Origin of the sequence: Leeuwenhoekiella marinoflava DSM 3653 (assembly GCF_900129005.1) — a bacterium.
In the GTDB taxonomy this organism is placed as follows: Bacteria; Bacteroidota; Bacteroidia; order Flavobacteriales; family Flavobacteriaceae; genus Leeuwenhoekiella; species Leeuwenhoekiella marinoflava.
On record NZ_FQUN01000003.1, the window covers coordinates 458,359 to 481,164 of the forward strand.

A 22,806-nucleotide genomic window follows, 5' to 3' on the forward strand; every position below is an offset into this window, starting at 1 on the left:
CTTAAATCTCGTAACTTTTAAAAAGACTTTTAATTTTCATTCCTAAAACCCCAAAAACAGCTTCGCTGAATATTCCGGTGCTCATTTTACTGGTTCCCTTTGTGCGATCTACAAAAATAACAGGCACTTCGGTGATATTAAAACCTAGTAAATAGGCTTTAAATTTCATTTCTATCTGAAACGCATACCCTACAAATTTTATCTTGTCGAGTGTGATCTGCTCCAGAACCGCGCGTTTATAACAAATAAAACCTGCGGTAGTATCTGCAATATCTAAGCCAGTTATAAATCTAACATATTTTGACGCTATATATGACATTAGGACACGCCCCATTGGCCAGTTTACCACATTAACCCCAGTCTTGTATCTGGAGCCTATTGCGAGATCTGCGCCGCCTTTTGAACAGGCATTATACAGCCGTATCAAATCATTAGGAGCATGCGAGAAGTCTGCATCCATCTCAAAAATATAAGCATAATCCCGTTTCAAAGCCCATTTAAACCCTGCAATATAGGCTGTACCCAGACCGTTTTTGCCTGGACGCTCCAGCAGGTGCAGCTGACCTATAAATTCTTGCTGCAGGCTTTTTACTAAAGCAGCCGTTTTGTCTGGAGAATTATCGTCTACAACCAGTACATCAAAAGCGCGTTGCTGCGCAAAAATGTTGCGCACCAGCTTTTCAATATTCTCTGCTTCGTTATAGGTGGGGATTATGACGAGCGAACTAGCCATTGTAAGTGATTTAATCGCAAATGTAATTATTTTGGGCGTTAATTGTTGAGCACTTTTCTCTAAACTCTCGCAATTATAGTAATTTTAACCTCTCAAAAAAGTAAGAATTTGCAAGCCTTAGAACGAAGTGTTACAAGTAATGACTGGATTACTCTGGTCTTTGTGACAAGTTTACTACTTGTTACTGTGGCAAAATTAGCCTATGAGTCTCGTTTTGTAGATTTTGCAGAGTTGCTTATAAATGAAAAGTATCTTTTAAAAGCCGGTAAAGACATACAGTTTGAGAATCCGTTTAATTTGATTCTCTTTACAGTACAGTTTCTGTCTATATCCCTTTTTCTCTATATCGCTTTTATACAATTTGATGTTGACTCAGATGTTACTTCCTTTTTATTGTACTTGCGTATTGCGTTAGCATACGTAGTGTTTGTTTCTTTAAAGTTTTTTATAGAGCGTATGCTGGGTGTGTTATTTAAAGGAGAACAACAGCTCAATGCCTACCAATTGTCTAAGCTGAGTTACCGCAGTTATTTTGCTTTGATCCTAATTCCGGTAAACGCAATATTTGTTTATGTTGTGCATCCTAATATGCTTATAATTCAGATAGTGGTAGGAATATTCTTGATTTTTAACATAATTAGTCTTTTCAACACGTATAGAAGGTATGAAAAGTTAATTTACAATAATCTGTTTTATTTTATTTTGTACCTTTGCGCTCTTGAAATCGCGCCCTACTTCATTTTATATAAGGTGTTTAGTTTTATATAGGTAGTTAAAGAGGTGTGAGTTAAACACAAATTTAGAATGTCTATGAAAGTGAAGACTATTTTGGTTTCGCAACCAGAGCCAAAAGTTGAGAATTCCCCCTATTTTGATTTACAGGAAAAGAAGAAAGTAAAAGTCGACTTTGTCCCGTTTATACACGTAGAAGGTGTACCTGGAAAAGAGGTTAGACATCAAAAAATCGACTTGAATAAATACACGGCAATCATTTTAACGAGCCGTAATGCAGTTGATAATTTTTTCCGCATAGCGGAAGAAATGCGGTTTAAAGTGCCAGACAGTTTGAAGTATTTTTGTCAGAGTGAGGCCGTAGCATATTATCTGCAAAAGTATGTCGTGTACCGTAAGCGTAAGATTTATGTGGGGAAACGTACATTTACTGAAATGGCACCAATTTTAAAGAAATATAAAACTGAGAAATTCTTATTGCCTTCTTCAGATTCTTTAAAACCTGAAGTGCCTACTGTTCTTAATGATCTAAAACTTACTTGGGATCGTGGTATTTTCTACCGTACCGTAGTAAGTGACTTATCCCATTTAAAAGATGTGACGTATGATATTTTAGTGTTCTTTAGTCCTAGCGGAATTAAGTCTCTTTTTGAGAACTTTCCAGATTTTAAACAAAACGATACGCGTATTGCTGTGTTTGGGAATTCAACAGTAAGAGCAGTAGAAGAAGCCGGACTTAAAGTTAACATTATGGCACCTACGCCAGAAACTCCATCTATGACGATGGCTCTCGAAAAATATATTGATGATGTGAATAAGAAATGATCTTAGACATCGTATAAAAGTAAAAGGCTCCATCAAGGAGCCTTTTTTAGTTTAGCGTTTTTCGTAGTATTTGGCCCAAAGGCGGGATCAAGCTTAATTGTTGTGTTTAAGCAAAAATTGCAGTTAATCTATACAAGAATAGAATGCTGCATTTTCATTCTTCTAAATGCTCTTTATTCTAAGCTATTCCCATAATCCCGTATAGCCATACATACCCTATTGATAAGATAGGAATGCTTATAGGTAACCCCAAAGTCAGTCCATAATCAAACCATATTCACCCACAGATTTTGTGGTAAAGTGTGGTTGGAGTGTGGTTTCATTATGCTTTTACTTGGAAGGCGGTTGCCCTGCCATAATCACATCGCTTGCATATGCTTCATATTTCTTAAAGTTGGCTTTAAAAGCAGCTGCCAGTTTGTGAGCCGTTTTATAATAACCTTCGTCATTGTTCCAAGTTTGTCGCGGACTCAAAACACTATCAGGAACACCGGGGCACGTGCGCGGTTGTGCGACCCCAAATACCGAATGTCTGTGATAATCTTTTTGTGTGATTTCACCCAACTCATTGTGGAGTGCTGCGTTAATCATGGCTCGTGTATATTTTAATGCCATCCGTTTGCCTATGCCATAAGGACCACCCGTCCACCCTGTGTTAATAAGCCATACGTTAACTCCGGTTTCTTTCATCTTAGCAATGAGCATCTCAGCGTATCGCGTGGGATGTAATGGCATAAATGGTGCGCCAAAACAAGCCGAAAAAGAAGGGATGGGCTCTGTAACACCAGCTTCTGTACCTGCAATTTTTGCGGTGTAACCGCTTATAAAATGATAAGCAGCTTGCCCGGGGGTAAGTTTAGAAATAGGAGGTAAAACCCCAAAAGCATCGGCAGTTAAAAAGAAAATATGCTTAGGTTTTTGACCCGTTGAAGGAACCTGAATGTTATTAATATGATGTATTGGGTAGCTTACACGGGTATTTTGAGTAATCGATGTATTTGTGTAATCTACTTTCTGGTTGTCATCTACAATCACATTTTCTAGTAAAGCGCCTTCTTGTATTGCTCTAAAAATATCTGGTTCCTGTTCTTCAGAAAGATTAATCACTTTAGCATAGCAACCTCCTTCAAAATTGAATACGGTGTTATCTGGTGTCCACCCGTGTTCATCATCACCTATAAGTTTTCGGGTTGGATCTGCACTTAGGGTTGTCTTACCGGTGCCTGAAAGTCCGAAAAAAATAGCTGTTTCTCCACTTTGACCTGCATTAGCAGAGCAGTGCATGGGTAGTGTATGTTGTTGGGTAGGAAGTAAAAAGTTCAAAACCGAAAAAATGCCTTTTTTGATTTCGCCGGTATAGCCTGTTCCACCTATTAAAATCGTTTTTTCTTCAAAACTGATGATTGCAAAATTTTCTTGTCGAGTGCCATCAATTTCCGGGTTTGCTTTAAATCCTGGTGCATGGAGTATGAGCCAGTCTTCTTTAAAACCTTCCAGCTCCTCTTCATTAGGACGCAAAAACATATTATGAGCAAACAAATTAGACCAAGCGTGCTCGTTGATTACGCGTATTCCCAGACGATATCTAGTATCGGCACAAGCAAAAGCATCTCTTACAAAGAGTTTTCGATCAGAAAGATAGGTTTGTATTTTTTCGCGCAGGCGATTAAATTTGAGTTTATCAAACGGGATGTTGATATCGCCCCACCACACTTCATCGCGGGTAAGCTCATCAATCACAATAAATCGATCTTTAGGAGATCTTCCGGTAAATTTTCCGGTATTTATTGCGAGAGCTCCAGAAGCTGTTGTTTTACCCTGATCATTTTCTACACATATTTGATGTAGCTCTTGCGGGTCTAATTGATAGTGAACTGTTGCATTTTTGATTCCGTATTTCAATAACGAAATCGTTTTCGTGAATAAGGCGGTTGAAGCCATAAAATTGAATTTTTAGTAAATACACGGTAAAATTAATGCTTTACTTTTATCAATAAGTATAAAAAAGTTAATTATTTTACAGATTTAATAAAATTATAAGTAATCAAAATCCAGGCTGAAATTAGTAAGGCGCCGCCAATTGGAGTAATCCAAGCTATCGCCGAAATATCGATTCCCGTTAAGGATTTTGTGGTGAGTAAATAAATAGAGCCGCTAAATAAAAGCACGCCTAAAACAATTAGGTAAAACGTACTTTTTTGAGCTTTTTCAGTTAAGGGTAATGCAGTGGCGGCAATTAATAATAAAAAAGCGTGATACATTTGGTAGCGAACGCCGGTTTCAAATGAATTTAGGGCTTCGGGAGTTAAACTTTCTTTAAGTCCGTGAGCACCAAAAGCTCCAAGAATAACAGCTGTTAAGCCTAAAAGTGAACCGGTGATGAGAAGCGTTCTTTTCATAATATGTGTTTTAATGCGCAATCAAATGATTAAATTCAACTAGAGCAAAAATACCATTTTAAAATGCGAAACATCTTAATTATAGGAGCAGGAAAATCTACTGCACAGCTGATAAAATATTTAGCCGAAAATGCTGCCTCAGAAGATTTACACTTGGTCATTGCAGACCGGGAGTTAGAAAATACAAAGCGACTGGCAAAAGAGTGGGCGTGTGCAGAAGCCATTCAATTAGATGTCGCGAATACTGAAGCGAGACAGTGTTTAGTTAATAATGCTGCTATTGTTATTAGTATGTTGCCCGCGCGTTTGCATATTGAAATAGCACGGGACTGTTTGTTGTTCAAAAAAAATCTGGTGACAGCCTCTTACATCAGTGAAGAAATGGCAGCTTTAAATAAAGAGGTAACCGCAAGCGGACTTATTTTTATGAATGAAATAGGTCTGGATCCCGGGATCGATCATATGAGCGCTATGCGGGTGATTGATCGCATTAGAGATCAGGGGGGTAAAATTCTTTTATTTGAATCGTTTTGCGGTGGTCTTGTAGCTCCTGAAAGTGATGACAACCTGTGGAATTATAAATTCACCTGGAACCCCAGAAATGTTGTTTTAGCCGGTCAAGGTGGCGCAGCGGAATTCCTTCAGGAAGGAACATATAAATATATTCCCTATCAAAGGCTCTTTAGAAGAACAGAATTTCTGGACGTGGAAGGTTATGGTCGCTTTGAGGCGTATGCAAATCGTAATTCGTTGAAATATCGAAGCATATACGGTCTTGAAGATGTGCTTACACTATACAGAGGCACGATGCGTAGAGTAGGTTTCTCACGAGCATGGAATCTTTTTGTGCAACTGGGTATGACAGACGATAGTTATATATTGCAAGACACGGAAGCAATGAGTTACCGTGAGTTTACCAATTTGTTTTTGCCGTATTCCCCAACAGATTCTGTGCAATTAAAATTGCGTCATATGCTCAAGATTGATCAGGATGATTTGCTTTGGGATAAACTCTTAGAACTTAATTTATTTGATGAAACCAAGAAAATTGGACTTCAGCAGGCGACTCCTGCACAATGCCTGCAGCGCATTTTAGAAGATAAATGGACGCTTGATCACAGTGATAAAGATATGATTGTGATGTATCATAAATTTGGTTATGAACGCGATGGCGAGCAAAAGCAAATAGATGCCACTATGGTAAGTGTGGGCGAAAATCAAACCTATACCGCAATGGCAAGAACGGTGGGGTTACCGGTAGGCATAGCAGCTTTAAAAATTTTAAATGGAATCATTACCAAGCCGGGAGTGCAATTACCAGTCTCAAAAGAGGTTTACAATCCTATTTTGGATGAGTTAGTATCCTATGGAATTGTTTTTAAAGAATACGAAGTGCCTTATCTGGGTTATAATCCACATCATCAGTAAACCTTAATTAGTTTACGATTGTAACTTTTATGCAGTTAAGGCTTGTGTAAAATAAGTTTATCACTACTTTTAGTTGATAAATTATAGGTTATGAAAATTGTAAACGAGCAAATAGCAATAGACGGAATAGATAAAATTATCTTGCGCCAGTTGATGGATGATGCACGAAAACCCATTTTAGAAATCGCGAGACAAGTAGGAATTTCGGGTGCTGCAATTCACCAGCGTCTGCGTAAATTGGAAAAATCAGGTTTGATTACCGGTTCAAAATTTACGATAGACCCTAAGGTTTTAGGGTACAATACGATGGCTTTTATAGGTATTTATCTAGACCGCGCGATGAGCAATCCTAAAGCGGTTAAACAACTTGAAGAAATCCCCGAAGTTTTAGAATGTCATTACACTACCGGAAATTGGTCAATTTTCATTAAAATACTTTGTAAGAATAACGAGCACTTGATGCACTTACTCAATAAAAAAGTACAGGCGATTGACGGTGTTTCACGTACAGAGACCTTTATTTCTCTAAATCAGCAGATAGAAAGACAGATTCAGATTTAGGTTGAAAACCAAAAAATTGCTTTGGCATAGCCCATAAAAAACCCGGTACTCTTGAATATCAAGTAACCGGGTTTTCCAACTTAACTAACCAACCAATTATGAACAGTTATTAAGTCGGTTATACTATAAATAACTTACACTAAGTTTTCAAAAAAATTACAAAACCATAAGATTGCAACCGCGTATATCTGAGGTGTCAAATCTTCCCATAATTTCAAAGTGTTTATCGTCTATTTTCTTGCCTAAATCTTGTGTGGCAATAAACGGACACGAGTAGTGATTAGCGAGATCAATCACATTGATTCCGCCTGTTTTACCGGGTTTTATAAGTTGTAATGCATCTTCAGTATCGCGGATAAACACTTGCATCCACGGTGGTAATGTAAAAACACCCTTACCGTTAGAATAGCCCTGAGAAAGCAATTCGGTCATGCCATACTCGCTGTGAATTTCGGCTACGCCAAAACCGTTTTTAAGAATTTGATGCAGTTCTTCGCGTATGAGTTCTTTACGCCGGCCTTTCATACCGCCGGTTTCCATCACAATGGTATTTTGAAGTCTAAAGTCAAACTGCTCTACTAAATCAAGCAATGCAAAAGAAACACCAATTAGTAATACCTTTTCTCCGGCAGCATCCAAGCGTTTTAATGTTTCACTCAATCCATTATAATCATTGAGATAAAAACCACTTTTAGGCTTTTTGCTGTCTTTTATAAGACAATCTACCATATAAATTAACGAAGAATCATCGCGCTCCAGATACGAAGGCAATAGTGCAAGCACCGTATATTCTTCTATATTTCCGTAATGTAAATTAAAGCTTGCGCGAAAACTTTGTTCATACAAACTCAGATCTGTAACATGGTGTTTGCTGGTGACACTTCCGGTGGTGCCGCTGCTTGTAAATGTGGTTTGAATAGCATCTGTAGCAGCTAAAATTTCAAACTCCTTAAAAAACTGAATAGGAAGAAAAGGTATTTTTTCAACCTGATCAATTTTTGAAGGACTAACAGTTAAATGATCGCAGAATTTACGGTAGACCGCATTGTGTTTCCACTGAAACTGAAAGGATGCGAGCGCGCAAGTTTCAAATTCAGCAGCATTAGAAATTTTAAAAATAGATTCTGGGAGCATAGCTAATTTTAGAGTTACAAAGGTATTTAAAATGGAAAAGCAGCGGAACATTTATTAATTTTAAAGCAAGGATACTTTATCTAAATGTTACCAATGCATTTGGTATTATTGTGCCAAGATTTAAACAGTATCTTTACGATTACATTAAATTTTTAGCCTTATGAAGAAAAAAGAGATTAAAATTTTGCTGGTTGATGATGAGCCGGATATTTTGGAGATTGTAGGGTATAACCTTAGTAATGAAGGATATCAGGTTATTACGGCTTCTAATGGTAAAGAAGGAGTTAAGGCAGCTAAAAAAAATAATCCACATTTAATAATTTTAGATGTTATGATGCCGGAGATGGATGGCATTGAGGCTTGTGAGCAGATTAGAAAATTACCCGGGCACGAAGAAACCATCATCACATTTTTGACCGCTCGTGGTGAAGACTATTCTCAGGTTGCAGGTTATGATGCCGGGGCAGATGATTATATCACTAAGCCTATAAAACCAAAAGTTTTAGTGAGCAAAGTAAAAGCATTGTTACGTCGTCTTAAAGAGGAAGAAGAAGGAGATGCTTCTGTAAAGATTGGTGACCTTGTTATCAATCGTGAGGAGTATAAGATTATTAAGGATAAAAAGGAAATGGTGCTCCCTAGAAAAGAATTTGAATTGCTTTCTCTTTTAGCTTCTAAACCTGGTAAAGTTTTTAAACGCGAAGATATTCTAGATAAAGTTTGGGGTAATGAGGTTGTTGTAGGCGGAAGAACCATAGACGTACACATTAGAAAACTACGTGAAAAAATAGGAGACAAAAAGTTTAAAACCATTAAAGGCGTAGGGTATAAATTTGTGGTTTAATGGCAGCCAAATTTAAAAAATCATATCGCTTTGCGGTGTTTTCATCTTCGATGATCACTGTGGCACTAACGCTCTTTGTGAGCGTTTTTTTCTACCTCAAAAATACCTTTGACTGGTTTTTTGTGTTGTTGTTTTTTGTGGTGTGTTTCACATTGTCTTTTGTGTTGATACAGGTACGGGTTGAGCGTTTTATCTACAAACGAGTCAAGAAGATTTATGATGATGTATCGCTACTTGATGTGACAACTTTACGTCGTGGGCAAGTTACTACAGATATGAATACGCTTACTAAAGAGGTTGAGCGATTTGCAGCCAGTAAAAAACTGGAGATAGAGTCGCTTAAGATTCGTGAAGAGTACCGAAAGGAGTTTATGGGGAATGTAGCGCATGAACTCAAAACACCTTTATTTACTACCCAGGGTTATATTCTCACGCTTCTTGATGGTGCGATGAAAGATAAAAGCGTACGAAAAAAATACCTCAAACGGGCAGCAGCTGCAGTAGAACGTCTGGTGTATCTGGTTAGTGATCTGGATATGATTTCAAAATTAGAAGTAGGTGATTTAAACTTGCGTTACGAATATTTTGATATGGTCGTGCTGGTTAAAGATACTTTTGAGTTACTGGAGATGAAAGCTTCTAAAAAGAATATCACACTGACTACCGATATGGATTATACGGAACCCATATCTGTGAATGCAGACCGTGAACGCATTCAGCAGTTGCTTACCAACCTTATTGTTAACTCTATTAAGTATGGAAAGCAAGACGGTACGACAGAAATTTCTATTGAAAACCTAATTCAGAATAAGGTTATTGTGCGTGTGACCGATAATGGAGAAGGGATCGCTAAAGAGCATATCCCGCGTTTGTTTGAGCGTTTTTATCGCGTAGATAAAAGTGGCTCGCGCAGAGAAGGAGGATCAGGCCTTGGGCTCTCTATCGTCAAGCATATTATTGAAGCCCATGATGAAAAGATTTATGTTGAAAGCGACTTTGGAGTGGGATCTGAATTTTCGTTCACTCTTGAAAAGGCCGAAGAGCTCCCCAAAACCGGTACTGTTGAAACTCCCCTCGTTGAGTAACGGCTTAAAACCACTGTAAACTTTGGCTTTGCTCAATGCTTTTAAGCTGAAATTCTCTTGTTCCTTAAATGGTATAATGCCTTTATTTTGCAAACGTTTTGCAAGATATTCTTGTTCTGTTTGACCGGGTGTTGGGATGAAAAAGGCTTTTTTACCCAACTTATACAAATCCATTACCGTAGTGTAACCCGACCTGCTAATAATAAGGTCGCTAGAACAAATAGCCTTTTGCAAATCTTCAGTTTCCATAAAGTTTACAATCTTTATCTGCTCTTTACGAGTAACGGTTTGTTGTTCTTCAATCACACCGCGTACAAAAAGCACCTGACCTTTGTAATGCTTCAGTTCGTGCATTAAAAGTTCTTCAAGTTCTGTGCGTTGAGGTTCCGGGCCGCTTAATAAAACCATAATGTCATAATGCGATTCCGTCTCAACAGATTCTAAGCGCGATAACGCTCCAATATATTTTACCGGAATTTCAAACTTTTTAGGATGACCTAGTTTGCCGCTTAGATTGGTTTTTCCTGAAAAATCAGGAACCCAGCACTCATCAAAACGCTTTATGTAGTTGCGGTGCATAGCCGAAGTTAAACGGGTTGTGCTTCCGCTTAAAACCTGTAACTGATGTGTTACAAAAACAGTAGGTATGTCGTTGTGGTAAAGACCTAAACGGTTATCAGAAATAACAGCATCTATTTTTTTGTCTTTAACCAGTTTTTTAAGTAATTCACGTTCTTGCCTAATCGCTTTAAGAACTTTAGGACTGCGCAAAAGCATTTTCCACTTAAAACGTTTCCCGTTTTTAGCGTATTCTATTTTATAAGATGGAAATTCTAAAAACTCAAGCTGCGGAAATTCTTTTTGAAGTAATTGCAACGCAGGACCATCACTACCTATGATAACCTGAAAACCTTCAGTCAAAAGCGCGTGGATAATGGGTATGCTGCGTGTAGCATGACCCAGTCCCCAGTTAAGTGGTGCGACTAATATGGTTTTTGGTTTGTTCATTAATACAAAGATGTAACATAGCTGGTAATTAAACGTTTCCGCTAGATTATCAAACTATTAAAAATACCCCTTAGTATACTATTTGAAAAATCCTTAAGTATTTATAAGTTGTTAAAAATCAATAACTTAATAAATATTGGCGATATTATCAAAAGGTTAGTATGTTTTTATAGGTTGAATATAGAAGCGCATGTGAATGAGTACCCGTATATTTGACGCGAATTTTTGCAGAGGTATATTTTGCGAGAGCAACAGCTTCGGTGATTTTAGTTTTTTTAAGCATTAACGTCCGCTTGCGGGATTAGAGATTATCAGATTTGGGAAGTAAAAATAAATTGAGACGCTTTCGCGAAAACGAAACATTCAGCAATGTAATTCAGCCAAACCGCGAAGATTTGACTGAACAGGAATTCCCTTTAAAAGGAAACTGGAATCGTGATTTTTTTAAAAACGACAAGCCTATTGTTTTAGAACTGGGTTGTGGGAAAGGAGAATATACTGTTGGTTTGGCACAACGCTACCCTGATAAAAACTTTTTAGGAATCGACATAAAAGGTGCGCGCTTTTGGCGTGGTGCAAAAACGGCTTTAGAAGAAAACATCACCAATGCCGGTTTTATGCGAACTCAGATTGAGTTGGTAGATAAAGCTTTTGCTGAAAATGAGATTTCTGAGATTTGGATTACGTTTCCAGATCCACAGATTAAGTACAAACGTACTAAGCACAGGATGACTAACCCTGATTTTCTTGCACGCTATAAGACCATTCTAAAGTCAGACGGTGTGATGCATTTAAAGACAGATAGTGAGTATATGCACGGGTATACTTTAGGGCTTCTTGAAGGTCTGGGACACGAGATTTTATATGCACATCATAATGTGTATATCAATCATTTAGCGCCAGAAGAAGTGATAGGTATACAGACTTTTTACGAAAAACAGTATCTTGAAAAAGGTAAAGCGATAACCTATATCAAATTCAGGATCAACTAATTACTTTTGGAAATAACGAAGCTCTTTTTTATCACTTATTTTGCGGCTTTGCTGGGCGTACTTCCTCCCGGTCTTGTTAATATGTCTGTCGCAAAGACCTGTGTGCACCGGGGGATGCGCAACGGAGTTCTGGTCGCAATAGGTGCTTCAATAGTAGTTTTAATACAGGCATTTGTTGCTATTTTACTGGCTCGTTATATTTTTAGTCATCCTGTTGTGCGCAACACGCTATTACGCATGGGCATTGTAATTTTTGGAATATTGGCGGTCTACTTTTTTATTGCTGCTAAGAAAAATAGGGTTAAAGAAGTAAAAATCCCTAAACACTCCGGGCGTCGCAGTTTTGCAAAAGGAGTTTTTGTTGCAATGATCAATGTCTTACCTATTCCGTATTTCTGTGCGCTTAGTGCAGCATTTAATGTGACCAGTGTGAGTAATAACGGTTGGGTTGAGGTTGGTTTATTTACACTTGCAGCAGCTTCAGGAACGTTTACTGCGTTGTATTTATATGTGGTAGGTTTTAATCGCATTCAAAATGAACCGCGCAACTTTGCTAAATATTCTAATTATTTTATGGCGGCTTTGATGATTGTCTTAGTTGTGCTTACGCTCATACGCATGCTTTATGGCAAAACCTGAAACCCTAAACTTTTTTGAACGTGTTTATGATGTTGCACGGCAAATTCCTTACGGAAAAGTAACTTCTTACGGAGCTATTGCCAGATGTCTAGGTGCAGCAAAAAGTGCACGAATGGTAGGCTATGCTATGAACGGAGCTTCAGAAAAAGAAGATGTACCGGCACACCGTGTTTTAAACCGAAACGGTGTACTTACGGGTAAACATCATTTTCCCGGTACAGATCTAATGCAACAATTATTAGAGAGCGAAGGTCATGTTATAGAAGATGACCAGCTTCAGGATTTTAAAAAGCATTTTTGGGATCCTGTTATTGTGATAGGTTTAGATTCTCAAGACGACCAATAACTAAAACCTAATATAAGGTGTTTTGATATAGCGGAAAGTATAAAAAAATCCGATAGTTAGATAGGCAATAACTCTTTCGAGTTCTGAAGTTTTCGGCCTATATTTGCACCTTTAGAATCAATCCAAGTAAGACAACGTGAAGTTAGAGAAACAAGCAATACTTAATGCGCTAAAAACCATAAGTGTACCTGGTGAAGGTGAAGATATGGTAACCAGTGGAGCTGTTACAAATGTGGTAACTTTTGGAGATGAAGTAATCGTAGATATCACGATTAAAAACCCCAGTCTACAAGCCAAGAAAAAAGCTGAAGTTGAGATTATGAAGGCTATTCACGCCGAAGTTCATATGAAAGCTCAGGTTAAGGTGAATATTAAGGTTGATGCTCCAGAGAAAGCTCCTAAAAACGAAATAAAAGGAAAGCCCATTCCGGGAATTCAAAATATTATTGCAGTAGCTTCTGGTAAAGGAGGAGTTGGTAAATCTACTATTACTGCAAATCTTGCGGTAAGTCTGCAAAAGATGGGCTTTAAAGTGGGTATCCTTGATGCCGATATTTATGGGCCGTCTATTCCTATTATGTTTGATGTGCAAGATGAGAAACCGCTTTCTGTAAAAGTTGACGGAAAACAAAAGATGAAACCTGTAGAAAGTTATGGGATTAAGATTTTGTCCATCGGCTTTTTTACAAAACCAGATCAGGCTGTTGTATGGCGTGGTCCTATGGCTTCTAAGGCGTTGAATCAGATGATTTTTGATGCAGCCTGGGGAGCATTAGATTTTCTTTTGGTTGACTTGCCTCCGGGAACAGGAGATATTCACTTGAGTATTGTTCAGGCAATGCCATTAACTGGTGCAGTTGTAGTGAGTACGCCGCAAAAAGTAGCCTTAGCAGATGCTAAGAAAGGTGTAGCGATGTTTCAACAAGATAGCATCAACGTACCTGTATTAGGTATCGTAGAAAATATGGCATGGTTTACTCCGGAAGAATTGCCAGAGAATAAATATTACATTTTTGGTAAAGAAGGCGCCAGTAATTTAGCCGAAGATTTAGGAGTGCGTTTATTAGCTCAGATTCCTTTGGTACAAAGTATTCGTGAAGGTGGTGATGTAGGTCATCCTGCCGCTTTACAAAAAGATACTATATTAGCAGAAGCTTTTGAGACCATGACACGCAATAGTGTTGAGGAGTTAGTGAAGCGTAACGATAGTTTACCTCCTACAGAAGCTGTAAAAATTACTACAATGGCAGGTTGTGCCGCTGTTAAAAAATAAGTTATGACAGATACAGAATTGAAAAGTAAAGTCGAAGCAGCATTAGAAGAAATTCGACCGTTTCTACAAAGCGACGGTGGTGATATCGCCTTATTGAGTATAGAAGAAAACGGTACAACTGTAAAAGTGCAGCTAGAAGGTGCTTGTGTGGGGTGTAGTGTAAACCAAATGACTTTAAAGAGTGGTGTTGAAATGACTATCAAAAAACATGCTCCACAGGTAGAACATGTAATTAATGTGATGCCTAATTAAAAGGTTCATTTTACTCGATAATCGAGATTTAAATGCTCCGAGACTTGTCTCGTTCTAAAAATGTATTGTTCAGTAAACTACTTCACGGGCTTGCCTCGAAGTAGTTTTCTAGATAAGCCGGTAGGGAACATTCTTTACCGGCTTATTTTATTTTATTGTTTTAAATGTAAGAGTTACAGTTAATTGTTATATTTAACAAATTTTCTATACATACTATTATGAGTCATTCTAAAGGTCGAAGGTCTGCAATACGTAATATTGCCTTAACTACTTCAGGTATTGGGTTGGGATTTTCTGCACTAAGCTGTAAAACCGAATCTGATAATGCTACCGAAGAAAAACCAATAGCCGAAACCGAGCAGTCTTTAAAAGGAAATATCAACCATTCTGCTTGTTACTGGTGTTACAACAGTATTCCACTAGAGGATTTTGCAAAAAGTCCTGCTGATTTAGGACTGAAAGGAATAGATCTTTTAAAACCGGAAGAATGGGAAAGTGTAGAAAAAAATGGACTCAAATGTGCTGTGGCGACAGATACTTTTGCAAGCATTACAGACGGTTTTAACGACCCGGCGAATCATAAAGATTTGCAGAAAAAGTATAAAGGTCTTATTGATAAAGCCAGCGCTCATAACATAAAAAATGTAATTGTGTTTTCCGGAAATCAACGCGATTTAACCGAAGAGGAGGGTCTTGCTAACTGTACAGAAGGTCTTGCGCCTCTTGCTAAATATGCCGAAGAAAAGAATGTTGTGCTCATTATGGAGCTGCTCAATAGTAAAATAGACCACAACGATTATCAATGTGATACTACTCCGTGGGGTGTAAAATTGTGCGAACGTTTAGGTTCTGAAAGTTTTAAGTTGCTTTATGATATCTATCATATGCAAATTATGGAAGGTGATGTGATACGCACCATAACTAATTATCATCAGTACATTGCGCATTACCACACAGGTGGTGTTCCCGGTAGACATGAGATTACAGATGTTCAGGAACTCAATTACCCGGCGATTATGAAAGCTATTCTGGCAACCGGTTATGAGGGCTATGTAGCACAAGAATTCATCCCTACATATGAAGATAAAATAGCTGCTTTAGATGAGGCAATTAAGATCTGTGACGTCTAAATTTAAACCCTACTATTTCACTAGGTTTTTTAACCTCTAAAAAAAGGATTTTTCTTAATTTAGCGGGCTTAAATAATAGGTATTATGCAAGATGTAACTATAACTGTAATCGATCGCGAGGGAGTAGCTCATGCACTTGAGGCGCCAACTGATATGAATTTAAACCTGATGGAAGTTTGTAAGATGTACGAACTGCCGGTAGAAGGTACCTGCGGCGGTATGGCTATGTGTGCTTCTTGCCAGTGCTATGTGGTTTCTGATCACAAACTGAATGAAATGGGTTATGATGAAGAGGCGATGCTTTCTGAAGCTTTTAATGTGGAAGAAAACAGCCGTTTGGGATGTCAGATTCCTATTACGCCAGATCTTAACGGACTTGAAGTAAAGTTGGCTCCAGAGAGTTAAACCAGACTCAATTATATAAAAGAGCCTTAATAACGTATGTTTTTAAGGCTCTTTTACTTTTAATAAAGGGTTTAATCCTATTTATAATTTCTGCATTTGCTTTCTTAGAAAGATGCAAGCCGTCTTCAGCAATAAGAGCCGGTTCTACAAGTGCAAGCTGGGTTATATCTGTAATTTCTAATTTTTTTTACTCCGCGCTATTCTACTATTTCTTCAATAAAAAAATTATGAGTTTACTTTCTTTGAAATTCGTTAGGTATGGTTTCTTTTGATCAAATGGATATACATATAATTTGGTATCAAGATCATAAATACACCTTTAGAATCATTTTTAGTGTGATTAATCGCAAATTCAGGTAGTTGTATAAATTCATTTTTAATGTATTGATCAAATCATTGGTACGCCAGCCGGTTTCAACGTAGCGGTTGAGCTTGTATATCATGAGGCTTATTTTCGTTTAAAAGATAAGCAAGTTGTATCGAGAAAGCGCATTTATGGTAAAAACGGATTCCGGCAGTATAACTATCTCTCAAAGTCAAATAAGGAATTTGTTTTTCTCTTGATTTTGGGCGAAAATATTCCCCGTTAGAAGAAGGCCTAAAGCTAAACAATAAACTAAGAATTTACCCGGGATAGTCTCGCTTTAATCTTTTACGACTGTATTAACTATAAGAAGCAGTCGGTCTACAAACTCCGCATAAGCATCTTCAGAAGGGTGTAAACCATCTGATGCAACCAGATTAGGCTCAGTTATACCACGGCGCGTAATGTCTGTAATGTTTAGAAATTTTACTTCGCGATTTTCAGTAACTTCTTTTGCATAGGTATTGTATTCATCCAATTCATCAGAAACCTGTTGCGGATTTGACGTGGTTTGACCATAAGGGGTAAACGCGTAATCTGGAATTGATAGAACCACAACTCGTTCTTTTTCACCCTGCGCAAGATTTATTGCAGTCGTTAAAAGTTGCGAAAATTCATTCTCATACATACTAAAAGGTATTCCCTGAAATTGGTTATTAACCCCAATGAGTAAGGTGACAAAGTCATAAGTGTTATCAGGATTCTGATCTTCAATGGCCTCGATCAGGTTATCTGTGCGCCATCCTGTTGTAGCGATAATATCTGTATGCATACTTTTATTAGTTAATTGTTCAAAGGCGCTTTCTAATTGAATAGGAAATCTGCAGGTATCGCAAACGCTTTCACCTATAGTGTAACTGTCTCCTAAGGCCAAATAGCTATAATCTGCATTTTCTTGATTCATAGGGAGCTCTTCGATAGTGCTACTGGTTTCTTCAGTGGCACCACATCCTAATAGAATTAGAATAGCAACTGCATTTAATAGATATAGCGTGTAATTTTTCATTTTAGCTTTTTATTCGGTTTGATAGTCGCTGAGCTTTTGAGGCCCTTCTAATAAAATCCGTACAATCTTAAGAACGCCTTCATCGTTAGTAGCAATCTGCCATTTGATGAGCGATATCGCTCCATTTTCTATTTCTAAACCGGTTATGCTGCGTGGATGCACACAGCTTCCATCATTAAAATAGGCAATAGCTCCCGGTTCTGGAAATCTGGGGCGATGTGTGTGCCCGGTAACCGTAAATTGATTGTTGCGTTGCGTGATCCATTTTTTGGTACGGCGCTCTACTTTAATGAGTTCGCGATAATTTTTTGCGGGACTGGTAGGATCTAAAATACCGGCTCCCTGTAGCGGTCGCCATAAAACGCGAACCATAAAACGGTTAAAACGCCAGGCGATGTAATTCATCCAATCTGCCTGATGCCCGTGACAGAGAAATAATTCTTGTCCGGTTTCGGTATGCTTTAAAATCAGTGCTTCATTTATTTCTATTCCTGGAAAAAGCGGTTTGTCTGTGCCGGTTTTACGGTCAAAAAAACTAAACAGATTTTTCTCAACCTGATGCTTGTTTTTGTAAACCATATCATGGTTTCCCCACATGAGATGCAATCTGTTTTCATTAAAAAACAACTGCATCAAACCGTAAACGTTTTGATGCGACTCAAAAATGGTGGTGAAGTTTAAATTTTCCCAGAGTTCATCACCGTCGCCCAACTCACAATAGGTGAAGCCATTTTTATAGTATTGCTTTAAAGCGTGGTAGTAGATGTTTCGGTTATCGGCAAAGTCGTCTGCGCTGCTGTTATCGCCTCTGTGGCAATCGCTAAACAAGATAAACTTGCTGCTGTCTGAAAACGGAATTACCGGTGCATCTTTAAATGCCCGATCAAAACGAGATATAAACGACATGAAGCCTTTTAAGCTAAAGATACAAATAACGCCTGAAGCATTATTGCTCTTTTTGTCTTAAACGGTTTTAAAAATCTGTCTGAAAATTAAGCTGAAACCTTATTATTGATCTCTTCTTCAATGCCACTCCAAAGTACAATACGTCGCTTTAATGCTTCTATAGCAGTATGCTTAACTTCTTCCCATTTAAGAGAATCTGTACCGCAAAGTTCTTCTACCATTTGTAATGCCATCGGACCGTGCTCATCGCCATCCAATTCAATATGACGGTCAAAGTAATATTTAAAATGCGTCAAATCTTGTTTTGGGAAGTTCTTCTGGATTTCAGTAATTATTTTACCAAACATATCCGGAATCAAGTCTTCGCGACCAAAGGTGAAAGCAGCCGCTATTTTATGCGGTTTACCTTCGGCAATGATCTCAAAAGTAAAACGTAGAAATTCTTTTACACTTTCAGGAATATCACTTACCGCAATAACCAGAAAGATATCTGTGCCGTGGGTAATATGATTTAAAAAAGTGTTGATTTGCTCTAAAGAAGCATCAGATTTTTTCATTGCGTCCAGATACATCTCAAAATGGCTTTGGCGTTTGCCCTCCATGTTGATATCTGTTTCTTCTGCTAGAACAATCTCATTGATGAGGTATCTGATTTCAGGATTCCCTATAGGGTACCAAGGCGTAGAAACTTTAGTAAGATCAAATTGTAATGCTTTGAGTAAAGACATAAAATCCCAAACCGCAAATACGTGATGTTGCATGAATGACTGCAAATCTGCCGGAGTGCGTAGATTTTTATAAAGGCTGTGATTTAAAAGCTGATGTTGATACGGAGCGATAGCTTTATTGATGTACTTACTCATCCAAAATAATTTTCTGTAAAATTAGAAAATTCAATTTGACTATATGCTATTTTAACCCTTGATATTCTCTATAGAGCTATTATTTAAATGCATTTAACCCGGTGATATCCATGCCGGTTATGAGTAAATGAATATCATGGGTGCCTTCGTAAGTGATAACGCTTTCTAAATTCATCATATGGCGCATAATACTGTACTCGCCGGTGATGCCCATTCCGCCCAGTATTTGACGGGATTCCCGGGCTATTTTCAGCGCCATTTCTACGTTATTACGCTTAGCCATAGATATTTGCGAAGAAGTAGCTTTGCCTTCATTTCTAAGCGTTCCCAGACGCCATGCAAGAAGCTGGGCTTTGGTGATTTCAGTAATCATCTCAGCTAACTTTTTTTGTTGAAGTTGGAATGCTCCAATGGGTTTGTCAAACTGCTCCCGTTCTTTTGCGTAGCGCAAAGCCGTGTCGTAACAGTCCATCGCTGCGCCAATAGCCCCCCAGGCAATACCAAAGCGAGCTGAATCTAAACACATTAATGGAGCGCCTAGTCCAGATTTATTAGGAAGCAGATTTTCTTTTGGAATTTTTACATTGTCAAAGATCAGCTCACCAGTGGCACTAGCTCTTAAAGACCATTTGTTATGAGTTGTGGGTGTAGAAAAACCTTCCATACCGCGTTCAACCAGCAAACCTTGTATGCGACCGCTTTCATCTTTTGCCCATACTACTGCGACATCTGCAAATGGCGCATTAGAAATCCACATTTTTGCACCGTTAAGCAAGTAATGATTGCCTTTGTCTTTGAAGTTTGTAACCATTCCGCCAGGATTAGAACCGTGATCGGGTTCGGTAAGGCCAAAACATCCCATAAACTCTCCACTTGCGAGTTTGGGTAAAAACTTTTTACGTTGTGTTTCAGAACCAAATTTATAAATAGGATACATCACCAGAGAAGACTGTACCGAAGCTGTAGAACGTACACCGCTATCGCCGCGTTCAATTTCTTGCATAATGAGTCCATAACTGATTTGATCTAAACCGGCACCGCCATATTCTTCAGGAATGTAGGGGCCAAAGGCACCAATTTCAGCAAGCCCCTTAATAATCTCTTTAGGAAATTCGGCTTTTTGAGCGGCTTCTTCAATAATGGGAGATACATCGCGTTTAACCCAATCTCGTGCGGCAGTGCGCACGAGTTTATGTTCTTCGGTTAAAAGATCGTCTAAGTTATAATAATCTGGAGCTTCAAAAAGATCAGGTTTCATAAGGTGCTTATTGAAAATGATAGCAATTAGCGTTACGATTACTAATGCTTTAATGAATGTGTCTTGTAACTATCTAAATTTAGCATTTTGCTAAAGCAACAAAAACAATTCTTTTAATTTTTCAATAAAAAATTAAAAACCGATCACATTTTTAAGTAAAAATCCTCAACAAGATCAATGTATTTTTTGGTGTGCTGATGCCTTCCTGTTTCGATGATGAGTTCGTCTTGTGCTAAATCAGTTTGCTTGCGGGAGAATTCGATTAAAGAACGCTTCGGTGCAACTTCAGGATTGCCTTTTACGTGCGTGATGTGGTGGGGATATAAATTCGCTTGAGCAGCAATTTCTATAAATTCTTCTTCACGCATTCGCGGAATAATCACTGAAAAAACTCCTTCAGCATTTAAAAGTTGATTCACTGAAGCAACCAGTAATTCAAAAGGCATCGACTCCTCAAAACGGGCATTTGCTCGTGCTTTTGAGTTGGTTTGCTCTTCTTGTAACGCAACAGATCCTTCAAAAAATGGTGGATTACAGACAATCAAGTCGTAGGTGTCTTCAATTTCTGTGGCAAACTCATATAAATGGGCATGATAACAAAATAGCCGATCACCCCAAGGCGATTGCTCAAAGTTTTCTACCGCCTGCTCATATGCATTCTCGTCAAGTTCTAAGGCGTCAACAAGTTCGGCATAGCAGCGTTGAGCAAGCATTAGCGCGATTACGCCTGTACCTGTACCTATATCTAGAATAGAATCGGGTTTTTGATCAACACGAGTCCAGGCGCCGAGTAGTACGCCATCTGTGCCTATTTTCATCGCACAGCGATCTTGCTCTATTTTAAACTGTTTGAATTGAAAGGGTTTTGACACAAAGAAAACGTTTAAATAAAAGTATGTTTAATGTTTTTGGCGTGACCCTAAGGGTCGGGCTATCCGCTTCAAGTCCTCGGCATGCTATCGCTTGCCTGTGGGCTTTACACTGCTATCCCTCACGCGGATGAAAACCAACCTGTTTAAAGATAAATATTGATCAAACCCTCTGGCGTATCGAGTGTTAAGGTTTTTGTAGTCCGGTCAACTTTCTTAATAAAATCGTCATTTATAGGGATGAGGACTTCTTTACCCTTATGATCAATTTCAAAAAGAGCCTGAGCAGTGTTGTCATTAACACCGGTAATTGTACCTACTTCTCCGAAGTAAATATCATTCACTTTAAAACCTATGATCTCGTGGTAATAAAACTGATTGCCTTCCAATTGCGGAAGCATAGATAGAGGTAAATACAATTCTGCATTGATGAGATCATCTGCATCTTCTTCGGTATTTACATCTTCAAAATCTATGCGAAGTAAAGTAGACTTGTGCAACTGGCTTGCACGTATAAAAAAAGGAACCAGATTGCCGTTAAAATCGACAAATACTGATTCCAGTTCTTCATACATTCCGGGTTCGTCTGTATCTAGCTTCGCTAGTAACTCGCCCTTAAAGCTAAATTTTCGCACGATTTTGCCCAGATAGAAACATTCTTCTTTGCGCATCGTGAATAGATTTATTTAGCTTCTTCGTTGTTTTCTTCAGCAGCAGGAGCAGCTTCTGCTTCAGGAGCAGCCTCTTCAGCTACTTCTTCAGGCTGAGCAGCAGCGATACGAGCTTCGTTAACCGCTTTTTCAGCAGCTAAAGCCTCTTTACGAGCTTCTTGCTGAGCCTTAGTAAGACCGTCTTTTTTAGCTTCAACTTGAGAAGCTTTTTCTTCAACCCAAGCATTAAATTTCTCTTCTGCTTGTTCTTCTGTTAAAGCACCTTTACGTACACCACCAGCAAGGTGATTTTTAAGTAAAGCTCCTTTGTAAGAAAGTAAACGTTTTGCAGTTTCGGTAGGCTGTGCCCCGTTTTGCAACCATTTTACTGAAGAATCTACGTCTAATTCAATAGTCGCAGGGTTTGTGTTTGGATTGTAGATACCTAGTTTTTCTAAGAATTTACCATCCCGTTTAGCACGCGTGTCTGCGGCTACTACCCAGTAAAAAGGTTTTCCTTTTTTACCGTGTCTTTGCAATCTGATTTTTACTGGCATAAAAATTAATTTTTGGGGTACCCGACCCCGGTTATAATTTATAAATTACTATCTGATAACATTTTGTCGCAAATAGCTTTTCTAAATAAGGGCGCAAATATACTACAATTTTCTGGCTGTCAAGATGTTTTTAGTCTATAAAATTACATTGTTGTCCGGTAAAAATCTAAAATAAGGAATAATCCTTTGTGACTGCCCTTTTTTGTTGAGTTACCTGGGTCATTTCAAAATAGAACCTCCCTATGGAGAGGCAAACAAGCTTAGTTGTCCAATGTCCTTTGTGGTGACTTCCTCCCATTTGGCCCCTGGGTTCTTCAAGAATTTGAATAGGTCAATATAGGTCATCAAATGATACCGTATTACGGACATCATATTGGAATAAGCCCAGTTTCTTTTTGCCTTACGTTGCACCACCAGCATCAAAAGTTGAACGATCAAACTTACCCATATCTGGATCTCAATGGCATTTTGGTTGTCCCCGAGAAAATACTTTAGCGGGAAGTTCTGCTTGAGGCGCTTGAACATGGTCTCTATCTGCCATCTGTTC

Annotated in this window: 24 protein-coding genes and 2 pseudogenes; 13 read left to right on the top strand and 13 right to left on the bottom strand. The window is 38.3% G+C overall.

The genetic code is table 11. The features are described from left to right. Position 1 precedes the first annotated feature (1 nt). On the bottom strand, positions 2-733 hold the full coding sequence (locus BUB91_RS02065; RefSeq protein ID WP_073096305.1) for a polyprenol monophosphomannose synthase: 732 nt from the start codon (positions 731-733) through the stop codon (positions 2-4). 108 nt (positions 734-841) lie between these two features. Here BUB91_RS02065 and BUB91_RS02070 point away from each other — a divergent pair, with 108 nt between their 5' ends. Both BUB91_RS02070 and BUB91_RS02075 read left to right on the top strand, forming a co-directional pair. Then, a complete protein-coding gene (locus BUB91_RS02070) occupies positions 842-1,501 on the top strand; it encodes a DUF4271 domain-containing protein (RefSeq protein ID WP_073096307.1) in 660 nt (219 codons plus the stop codon). A 42-nt stretch (positions 1,502-1,543) separates the two neighbouring features. Further along, positions 1,544-2,290 (top strand): uroporphyrinogen-III synthase, encoded by a 747-nt coding sequence (locus BUB91_RS02075; protein WP_073096405.1) that lies wholly within the window; start codon positions 1,544-1,546, stop codon positions 2,288-2,290. A gap of 330 nt (positions 2,291-2,620) precedes the next feature. Here the strand turns inward: BUB91_RS02075 and pckA are convergent, their stop codons facing one another. Beyond that, positions 2,621-4,231: a phosphoenolpyruvate carboxykinase (ATP) gene (pckA, locus tag BUB91_RS02080; RefSeq protein WP_073096309.1), complete on the bottom strand. Its 1,611-nt coding sequence runs from the start codon at positions 4,229-4,231 to the stop codon at positions 2,621-2,623. A 71-nt stretch (positions 4,232-4,302) separates the two neighbouring features. Continuing rightward, a complete protein-coding gene (locus BUB91_RS02085) occupies positions 4,303-4,689 on the bottom strand; it encodes a DUF423 domain-containing protein (RefSeq protein WP_073096311.1) in 387 nt (128 codons plus the stop codon). Positions 4,690-4,752: 63 nt separating this feature from the next. Here BUB91_RS02085 and BUB91_RS02090 point away from each other — a divergent pair, with 63 nt between their 5' ends. Further along, the gene (locus BUB91_RS02090) at positions 4,753-6,117 is read left to right on the top strand and encodes a saccharopine dehydrogenase family protein (RefSeq protein ID WP_073096313.1); all 1,365 of its coding nucleotides are present in this window, start codon (positions 4,753-4,755) and stop codon (positions 6,115-6,117) included. Between the two features lie 90 nt (positions 6,118-6,207). Continuing rightward, the gene (locus BUB91_RS02095; protein WP_073096315.1) at positions 6,208-6,678 is read left to right on the top strand and encodes an Lrp/AsnC ligand binding domain-containing protein; all 471 of its coding nucleotides are present in this window, start codon (positions 6,208-6,210) and stop codon (positions 6,676-6,678) included. Between the two features lie 156 nt (positions 6,679-6,834). Here BUB91_RS02095 and BUB91_RS02100 read toward each other — a convergent pair whose 3' ends face one another. After that, positions 6,835-7,812, bottom strand: coding sequence for a LuxE/PaaK family acyltransferase (locus BUB91_RS02100; RefSeq protein ID WP_073096408.1), 978 nt, complete (start codon positions 7,810-7,812; stop codon positions 6,835-6,837). Between the two features lie 160 nt (positions 7,813-7,972). On the opposite strand from BUB91_RS02100, the gene BUB91_RS02105 reads away from it, so the two are divergent. Both BUB91_RS02105 and BUB91_RS02110 read left to right on the top strand, forming a co-directional pair. Next, a complete protein-coding gene (locus BUB91_RS02105) occupies positions 7,973-8,656 on the top strand; it encodes a response regulator transcription factor (protein WP_073096317.1) in 684 nt (227 codons plus the stop codon). Beyond that, complete coding sequence (locus BUB91_RS02110; RefSeq protein ID WP_073096319.1) at positions 8,656-9,741, top strand: sensor histidine kinase; 1,086 nt, start codon at positions 8,656-8,658, stop codon at positions 9,739-9,741. Before BUB91_RS02105 ends, BUB91_RS02110 begins: the two co-directional genes overlap by 1 nt. A 90-nt stretch (positions 9,742-9,831) precedes the next feature. Here BUB91_RS02110 and BUB91_RS02115 read toward each other — a convergent pair. After that, positions 9,832-10,749 (bottom strand): annotated as a pseudogene (locus BUB91_RS02115) (glycosyltransferase); the annotation flags it as partial. 317 nt (positions 10,750-11,066) lie between these two features. On the opposite strand from BUB91_RS02115, the gene trmB reads away from it, so the two are divergent. The 7 genes from trmB (at position 11,067) to BUB91_RS02150 (ending at position 15,786) form a co-directional block, all read left to right on the top strand. After that, complete coding sequence (gene trmB, locus BUB91_RS02120; protein ID WP_073096323.1) at positions 11,067-11,741, top strand: tRNA (guanosine(46)-N7)-methyltransferase TrmB; 675 nt, start codon at positions 11,067-11,069, stop codon at positions 11,739-11,741. A gap of 6 nt (positions 11,742-11,747) precedes the next feature. Then, positions 11,748-12,380, top strand: coding sequence for a LysE family translocator (locus tag BUB91_RS02125; RefSeq protein ID WP_073096325.1), 633 nt, complete (start codon positions 11,748-11,750; stop codon positions 12,378-12,380). Further along, complete coding sequence (locus BUB91_RS02130; protein WP_073096327.1) at positions 12,367-12,726, top strand: MGMT family protein; 360 nt, start codon at positions 12,367-12,369, stop codon at positions 12,724-12,726. The genes BUB91_RS02125 and BUB91_RS02130 overlap by 14 nt, the downstream gene beginning before the upstream one ends. Before the next feature lie 136 nt (positions 12,727-12,862). Beyond that, the gene (locus tag BUB91_RS02135; protein WP_073096329.1) at positions 12,863-13,999 is read left to right on the top strand and encodes an Mrp/NBP35 family ATP-binding protein; all 1,137 of its coding nucleotides are present in this window, start codon (positions 12,863-12,865) and stop codon (positions 13,997-13,999) included. Between the two features lie 3 nt (positions 14,000-14,002). Continuing rightward, a complete protein-coding gene (locus BUB91_RS02140) occupies positions 14,003-14,251 on the top strand; it encodes a NifU family protein (RefSeq protein ID WP_073096331.1) in 249 nt (82 codons plus the stop codon). Between the two features lie 218 nt (positions 14,252-14,469). Continuing rightward, positions 14,470-15,381 carry a hydroxypyruvate isomerase family protein gene (locus BUB91_RS02145; RefSeq protein WP_073096333.1) on the top strand — a complete coding sequence of 304 codons (912 nt, stop codon included), beginning with the start codon at positions 14,470-14,472 and terminating at the stop codon, positions 15,379-15,381. Positions 15,382-15,465: 84 nt separating this feature from the next. Beyond that, positions 15,466-15,786: a 2Fe-2S iron-sulfur cluster-binding protein gene (locus BUB91_RS02150; RefSeq protein WP_073096335.1), complete on the top strand. Its 321-nt coding sequence runs from the start codon at positions 15,466-15,468 to the stop codon at positions 15,784-15,786. A gap of 644 nt (positions 15,787-16,430) precedes the next feature. Here the strand turns inward: BUB91_RS02150 and BUB91_RS02155 are convergent. The 8 genes and pseudogenes from BUB91_RS02155 to BUB91_RS21120 all read right to left on the bottom strand — a co-directional run. Then, a complete protein-coding gene (locus BUB91_RS02155; RefSeq protein WP_073096337.1) occupies positions 16,431-17,156 on the bottom strand; it encodes an SGNH/GDSL hydrolase family protein in 726 nt (241 codons plus the stop codon). Between the two features lie 9 nt (positions 17,157-17,165). Continuing rightward, positions 17,166-18,062, bottom strand: a complete 897-nt coding sequence (locus tag BUB91_RS02160; protein ID WP_073096339.1) for a metallophosphoesterase — start codon at positions 18,060-18,062, stop codon at positions 17,166-17,168. Between the two features lie 86 nt (positions 18,063-18,148). Next, positions 18,149-18,925: a DUF3050 domain-containing protein gene (locus BUB91_RS02165; RefSeq protein WP_073096341.1), complete on the bottom strand. Its 777-nt coding sequence runs from the start codon at positions 18,923-18,925 to the stop codon at positions 18,149-18,151. 79 nt (positions 18,926-19,004) lie between these two features. Continuing rightward, the gene (locus BUB91_RS02170; protein ID WP_073096343.1) at positions 19,005-20,183 is read right to left on the bottom strand and encodes an acyl-CoA dehydrogenase family protein; all 1,179 of its coding nucleotides are present in this window, start codon (positions 20,181-20,183) and stop codon (positions 19,005-19,007) included. A 143-nt stretch (positions 20,184-20,326) separates the two neighbouring features. After that, positions 20,327-21,001 (bottom strand): tRNA1(Val) (adenine(37)-N6)-methyltransferase, encoded by a 675-nt coding sequence (locus tag BUB91_RS02175; RefSeq protein WP_073096345.1) that lies wholly within the window; start codon positions 20,999-21,001, stop codon positions 20,327-20,329. A 197-nt stretch (positions 21,002-21,198) separates the two neighbouring features. After that, entirely contained in the window at positions 21,199-21,723 is a 525-nt protein-coding gene (gene rimM / locus BUB91_RS02180; protein WP_073096347.1) for a ribosome maturation factor RimM, read from the bottom strand. A gap of 11 nt (positions 21,724-21,734) precedes the next feature. After that, positions 21,735-22,259, bottom strand: coding sequence for a 30S ribosomal protein S16 (locus BUB91_RS02185; RefSeq protein ID WP_073096349.1), 525 nt, complete (start codon positions 22,257-22,259; stop codon positions 21,735-21,737). A 240-nt stretch (positions 22,260-22,499) separates the two neighbouring features. Continuing rightward, positions 22,500-22,806 (bottom strand): annotated as a pseudogene (locus BUB91_RS21120) (IS4 family transposase); the annotation flags it as partial.

Coding starts and splice junctions, on each gene's coding strand:
- BUB91_RS02065 (WP_073096305.1), bottom strand. CDS start 733: ATGGCTAGTTCGCTCGTCATAATCCCCACCTATAACGAAGCAGAGAAT.
- BUB91_RS02075 (WP_073096405.1), top strand. CDS start 1,544: ATGAAAGTGAAGACTATTTTGGTTTCGCAACCAGAGCCAAAAGTTGAG.
- pckA (WP_073096309.1), bottom strand. CDS start 4,231: ATGGCTTCAACCGCCTTATTCACGAAAACGATTTCGTTATTGAAATAC.
- BUB91_RS02085 (WP_073096311.1), bottom strand. CDS start 4,689: ATGAAAAGAACGCTTCTCATCACCGGTTCACTTTTAGGCTTAACAGCT.
- BUB91_RS02090 (WP_073096313.1), top strand. CDS start 4,753: ATGCGAAACATCTTAATTATAGGAGCAGGAAAATCTACTGCACAGCTG.
- BUB91_RS02095 (WP_073096315.1), top strand. CDS start 6,208: ATGAAAATTGTAAACGAGCAAATAGCAATAGACGGAATAGATAAAATT.
- BUB91_RS02100 (WP_073096408.1), bottom strand. CDS start 7,812: ATGCTCCCAGAATCTATTTTTAAAATTTCTAATGCTGCTGAATTTGAA.
- BUB91_RS02105 (WP_073096317.1), top strand. CDS start 7,973: ATGAAGAAAAAAGAGATTAAAATTTTGCTGGTTGATGATGAGCCGGAT.
- BUB91_RS02110 (WP_073096319.1), top strand. CDS start 8,656: ATGGCAGCCAAATTTAAAAAATCATATCGCTTTGCGGTGTTTTCATCT.
- BUB91_RS02130 (WP_073096327.1), top strand. CDS start 12,367: ATGGCAAAACCTGAAACCCTAAACTTTTTTGAACGTGTTTATGATGTT.
- BUB91_RS02140 (WP_073096331.1), top strand. CDS start 14,003: ATGACAGATACAGAATTGAAAAGTAAAGTCGAAGCAGCATTAGAAGAA.
- BUB91_RS02145 (WP_073096333.1), top strand. CDS start 14,470: ATGAGTCATTCTAAAGGTCGAAGGTCTGCAATACGTAATATTGCCTTA.
- BUB91_RS02150 (WP_073096335.1), top strand. CDS start 15,466: ATGCAAGATGTAACTATAACTGTAATCGATCGCGAGGGAGTAGCTCAT.
- BUB91_RS02155 (WP_073096337.1), bottom strand. CDS start 17,156: ATGAAAAATTACACGCTATATCTATTAAATGCAGTTGCTATTCTAATT.
- BUB91_RS02160 (WP_073096339.1), bottom strand. CDS start 18,062: ATGTCGTTTATATCTCGTTTTGATCGGGCATTTAAAGATGCACCGGTA.
- BUB91_RS02165 (WP_073096341.1), bottom strand. CDS start 18,925: ATGAGTAAGTACATCAATAAAGCTATCGCTCCGTATCAACATCAGCTT.
- BUB91_RS02170 (WP_073096343.1), bottom strand. CDS start 20,183: ATGAAACCTGATCTTTTTGAAGCTCCAGATTATTATAACTTAGACGAT.
- BUB91_RS02175 (WP_073096345.1), bottom strand. CDS start 21,001: ATGAAAATAGGCACAGATGGCGTACTACTCGGCGCCTGGACTCGTGTT.
- rimM (WP_073096347.1), bottom strand. CDS start 21,723: ATGCGCAAAGAAGAATGTTTCTATCTGGGCAAAATCGTGCGAAAATTT.
- BUB91_RS02185 (WP_073096349.1), bottom strand. CDS start 22,259: ATGCCAGTAAAAATCAGATTGCAAAGACACGGTAAAAAAGGAAAACCT.